The following is a 4,531-nucleotide window of genomic DNA, read 5'->3' as shown; positions in this document are numbered from 1 at the left end:
AAGGCGATCGGCACGAAGACGGCGCACAGCACCAGCGTGATGGCGATGATCGGGCTGGTCACCTCGCCCATCGCCTTGATCGTGGCTTCGCGCGGTTTCAACCCGGTTTCGATGTTGCGTTCGACATTCTCGACCACGACGATCGCGTCGTCGACGACGATGCCGACGGCCAGCACCAGCCCGAATAGCGACAAGGCGTTGATCGAGAATCCGAAGAGGTGCATGGCCGCGAAGGTGCCGACGATCGACACCGGCACGGCGAGCAGCGGGATGATCGAGGCGCGCCATGTCTGCAGGAAGATGATCACCACGATCACCACCAGCAGGATCGCTTCCAGCAGGGTATGCACCACGGCTTCGATCGAAGAGCGGACGAACTGGGTCGGATCGTAGACGATCTTGTAGTCGACGCCTTCCGGCATGTCTTTCTTCAGCTCGGCCATGGTGGCGCGCACATTGTCGGAGATTTCCAGCGCGTTGGAGCCGGGCGCCTGGAAGATCGGAATTGCTACCGCCTGCTTGTTGTCCAGCAGCGAGCGCAAGGCGTATTCGCTGGCGCCGAGTTCGATGCGCGCCACGTCTTTCAGGTAGGTCACCACGCCATCGGACGAGGTGCGGATCACGATGTTGCCGAACTCTTCCTCATTGGCCAGGCGGCCGCGGGCGTTCACCGAGATCTGGTAATTGACGCCGGGAACGGCAGGCGAAGCACCGATCACGCCGGCGGCGACATTGACGTTCTGTTCGCGGATGGCGTTCACCACATCGGTGGCGGCCAGGCCGCGTTCAGCCACCTTGCGCGGATCGAGCCAGACCCGCATCGAATAGTCGCCGGAACCGAACAGCTGGACCGAACCGATGCCGGGCAGGCGCGCCAGCCGGTCCTTGACGTTCAGCACCGCGTAGTTGCGCAGGTAGGCCATGTCATAGCGGTCGTTAGGCGACAGCAAGTGCACCACCATGGTCAGGTTGGGCGAGCTTTTGACGGTGGTCACGCCCAGCCGCTGCACCACGTCCGGCAAGCGCGGCAATGCCTGGTTGACGCGGTTCTGCACCAGTTGCTGCGCGAGGTCGGGCGAGGTGCCGAGCTTGAAGGTGATGGTCAGTGTCATCAGGCCGTCGGAAGTCGCTTGCGAAGACATGTAGAGCATGCCCTCGACGCCGTTGATCTGTTCTTCGATCGGCGTGGCGACGGTTTCCGCGATGGTTTGCGGATTGGCGCCCGGATACTGCGCCTTGACGATGACGGATGGCGGAATCACTTCCGGGTACTCGGAGATCGGCAGGCTGAGCATGGAAATCAGGCCGCCGATCAGGATGATTGCAGATAGCACGCCCGCAAAAATCGGGCGGTCGATAAAGAATTTAGAAATATTCATGGTGTTGAGCTCTGCTGTGTTTTGGCGTCGATGCGATGTGCGATTGCGCTGATGTTGTGCTGATATCGCTCTGGTAATCGTCGGCGTCCTTGTTATTTAGCTGCAGCCACGGCCAGTGCATTCTTCGCTGGCGCGAGCTGTTCACCGTCCATGGCCACCGTCACTGGCGTGACCAGGTCGTTCGGCCGGATCCGCTGCAGGCCGTTGACGACGATCCGCTCATCTTTCTTGAGGCCGGAGCGCACGATCCGCAAGCCATCGACGATCGGACCCAGCTTGACCGTGCGATAGGTGACCTTGTTGTCAGCGCCCAGCACCATGACGTATTTCTTGTCCTGGTCGGTGCCGACCGCCTTGTCATCGATCAGCACGGCAGTCTCTGCCGCTGCGCCGCCGGTGCGCACGCGGGCGTACATGCCGGGAGTCAGGGTGCCGTTCGAATTGTCGAATACCGCGCGCACCCGCATCGTGCCGGATGCGGTATCGAGACGGTTGTCGAAAGCCTTGATCTGGCCTTGGTGCGGATAACCTTCTTCACTGGCCAGGCCGATCGACACCGGCAGGTTCTTGACGCCGGAATTGCCGACCGCGCCGTTGGCGGCGTAGCGGATATAGGTTTGCTCATCCACTTCAAAATTGATGTACACCGGCGATACCGACACCACGGTAGTCAGGGCAGGGAAGCTGACGCCGGCGCCGACCAGGTTGCCGACCGTGATTTCAGCGCGCGAGACACGGCCGCTGACCGGCGCCGCAATCGCGGTGTATTGCAGATTCAGGCGCGCGGTCAGCACCGCTGCGTCCGCCGCCTTGAGGCTGGCGTCGGCTTCCAGCAAGGCATTGTTGCGCTGATCCAGCTCACGTTGGGCCACCGCATGTTCTTCGATCAGGCGATTGGTGCGGGCCAGCTCGGTTTTGGCCAGCGCCAGTCCGGCCTGGGCGCCGGCCTGGGTCGCCACTGCGCGCGCCAGTTCGGCTTGATAAGGGCGAGGATCGATGGTGAACAGCAGGTCGCCTTTCTTGACCAGTTGGCCTTCCTGGAAATGCACGGCGTCGATGGTGCCGGAGACGCGCGGACGGATCTCAACCCGTTCGATGGCTTCCACCCGTCCCGAAAAATCGTCCCATTCGGTAACCGATTTTTCCAGGGCGGCGGCCACCGAGACCGATGCGGCAGGAGGCGGCGCGGCGACCGCCTTGGCCTGGCGGCTGGTCAGGGTGAAGGCGCCGGCGGCGGCGAGGATGAGGATGCCGACCGCAATCGCAATCGCTTTGCGAGAAAATAATGGTGTCGAAGTTTGCATGTGAGACCCCTGGATATATGTGTGGAAACGGAAATGGATAACTGCGTAATCGGAAACAATCGCTGAGCGCTGGGCTGTATGGGAGGGATTGCAGCTTGGTCTGGCGACCGACATCGGCGTTCTTGACTGGCTTTGATTGCTTCAAATCATGATTAGCAATATATGGCTGACTGGCTGTCAGCCGATAGCCGCTTACTGGACGCTTCTTGTCTGATCCTCCAAATGTGCTGGTTTTTCCCTTACCGAAAAGCAAAAAACACGCTCGGAAAACATGAAATTTAATTCTGTGAGACACTGATGTTTCCATTTGGCCACATCCGGCATCTGCAGAATTTCTATTCAATAGCGATCACTACGAATTAGAGTGTGACTCTAGCGGGGTTGTTTTACGCTGTCAAGTAGTTTAATATCGATCACTATGGAAATGACACAAGACAAGCCGCGCAAGAAGGCCGGCCGTCCTTTATCGTTCGATAGGGAACTTGCGCTGGAACGCGCGATGCTGGTTTTTTGGCGTTACGGATACGAGGCGACTTCGCTCAACGACCTCACCAGCGCCATGGGAATCACGCCGCCCAGCCTGTACACGGCATTCGGCGACAAGGAACGCCTGTTCCTGGAAGCCGTGGAATACTATCTTGAAAAAAAACCATGTTTTTTCGAGTCGATCGTGGCCGAGCCGCTGACGGCCAAGGAAAGCATCCGCAGCTACCTCGAAGTAATCGCTATCTCGCAAACCGATCCCAACCAGCCGCCCGGCTGCATGGTCGTGACTTCAGCCACCAATTGCACCGCCGCCTCTTCGCATGTGCAGGAAGTGCTGGCGGACTACCGCGGGCAGATGGAGGCCGGCATCAAGGACCGCCTGGACCGCGGCGTTCGCGAGGGCGAACTGGCTGCCGATACCGATACCGCCGCGATGGCGAGTTTTTTCGTGACGGTGATCCACGGCATGTCGACCCAGGCGCGCGACAACGCCGGGCGCGAGAAGCTGCTGGCGATCGGCGCGCAAGCGATGCGCGCCTGGCCTGATCCGCTTTAAGGCGGTCAGAGAGCCTTTCAATTTCAGACATGTCTTATATTCCTTGAGGTGCCCCATCGCTAGAATGTCAAGCTTGTGTCTCGGTTCATCGCCATGAGCGGCCGAGGCGGGTAGCGCAACGACATTCTTTCTGGAGGCGGCCGCCATGAGCCTGGTACATAAGCAGGAAATCAAACTTCGGGACGGGCAGTGGCAAAAGCTTGAGCCGCTCCTGACCGGGAAGCAGAGCGATCCCGGCGCCAACGCAAAAAACAACCGCCTGTTCATCGAAGCCGTGCTGTGGCTAGTGCTCAACAAAGGCTCGTGGCGTTGCCTGCCTGAGCAGTTCGGCAGTTCAAGCACGGTCTACATGCGTTTCCGGCGCTGGACCGAATGCGACTTCTGGCGCCAGCTGGCGCAAAGCCAGGCTGACGACAAGGAACTGGCGCAGACACTGGGAAAAATTGTCGAGTACGGTGATTTGTATACCCTGCGCATTGAACAGCGCTTGCTGAGAAAAACCCAGAAGACGCTCTACAGGTCTGCGATAGCGGCCGCCAAAGCAGTCCATCCGGCCGGGCCCACCCAGATTGCCGTGGACGAATCAACCTTGCACTGGGTGGGGCTGGTCACGGCATGACGGCGCTGCCGGCGCCTGGAAGAGGGCGGAAACAACGGTGAATATTTAATTCGATAGAAATTCCTACGAAGAACTAGCAAAAATAATAAACAGCCGCTATAATTCGTCCCCTGTTGGGGCGTTAGCTCAGCTGGTAGAGCAGCGGACTCTTAATCCGTAGGTCGTGTGTTCGAATCACACACGCCCC

4 protein-coding genes and 1 tRNA gene are annotated in these 4,531 nt (G+C 59.4%); 3 read left to right on the top strand and 2 right to left on the bottom strand.

All coding sequences use genetic code 11. The features are described from left to right. Together JWQ61_RS14790 and JWQ61_RS14785 are read right to left on the bottom strand one after the other, a co-directional pair. On the bottom strand, positions 1-1,379 hold a 1,379-nt coding region (locus JWQ61_RS14790; RefSeq protein ID WP_304361198.1), incomplete at its 3' end, for an efflux RND transporter permease subunit. Between the two features lie 92 nt (positions 1,380-1,471). Then, the gene (locus tag JWQ61_RS14785; protein WP_304361197.1) at positions 1,472-2,683 is read right to left on the bottom strand and encodes an efflux RND transporter periplasmic adaptor subunit; all 1,212 of its coding nucleotides are present in this window, start codon (positions 2,681-2,683) and stop codon (positions 1,472-1,474) included. Between the two features lie 418 nt (positions 2,684-3,101). Between JWQ61_RS14785 and JWQ61_RS14780 the strand changes: the two genes are divergently transcribed. From JWQ61_RS14780 to JWQ61_RS14770, 3 genes are all read left to right on the top strand, one after another. Then, positions 3,102-3,725 carry a TetR/AcrR family transcriptional regulator gene (locus tag JWQ61_RS14780; RefSeq protein WP_304361196.1) on the top strand — a complete coding sequence of 208 codons (624 nt, stop codon included), beginning with the start codon at positions 3,102-3,104 and terminating at the stop codon, positions 3,723-3,725. Positions 3,726-3,870: 145 nt separating this feature from the next. Next, complete coding sequence (locus JWQ61_RS14775; protein WP_304361195.1) at positions 3,871-4,344, top strand: transposase; 474 nt, start codon at positions 3,871-3,873, stop codon at positions 4,342-4,344. A 115-nt stretch (positions 4,345-4,459) separates the two neighbouring features. After that, a tRNA-Lys gene (locus JWQ61_RS14770) sits at positions 4,460-4,531 on the top strand.

Source organism: Collimonas fungivorans, assembly GCF_028292705.1.
Taxonomy (GTDB): Bacteria; Pseudomonadota; Gammaproteobacteria; order Burkholderiales; family Burkholderiaceae_D; genus Collimonas; species Collimonas fungivorans_B.
The sequence above is the reverse complement of the archived record's forward strand: the minus strand, read 5'-3'. Positions and strand labels throughout refer to the sequence as shown.

Bases quoted from the DNA above. Each gene is read 5' to 3' on its own strand.
- JWQ61_RS14785 (WP_304361197.1), bottom strand. From the start codon at position 2,683: ATGCAAACTTCGACACCATTATTTTCTCGCAAAGCGATTGCGATTGCG.
- JWQ61_RS14780 (WP_304361196.1), top strand. From the start codon at position 3,102: ATGGAAATGACACAAGACAAGCCGCGCAAGAAGGCCGGCCGTCCTTTA.
- JWQ61_RS14775 (WP_304361195.1), top strand. From the start codon at position 3,871: ATGAGCCTGGTACATAAGCAGGAAATCAAACTTCGGGACGGGCAGTGG.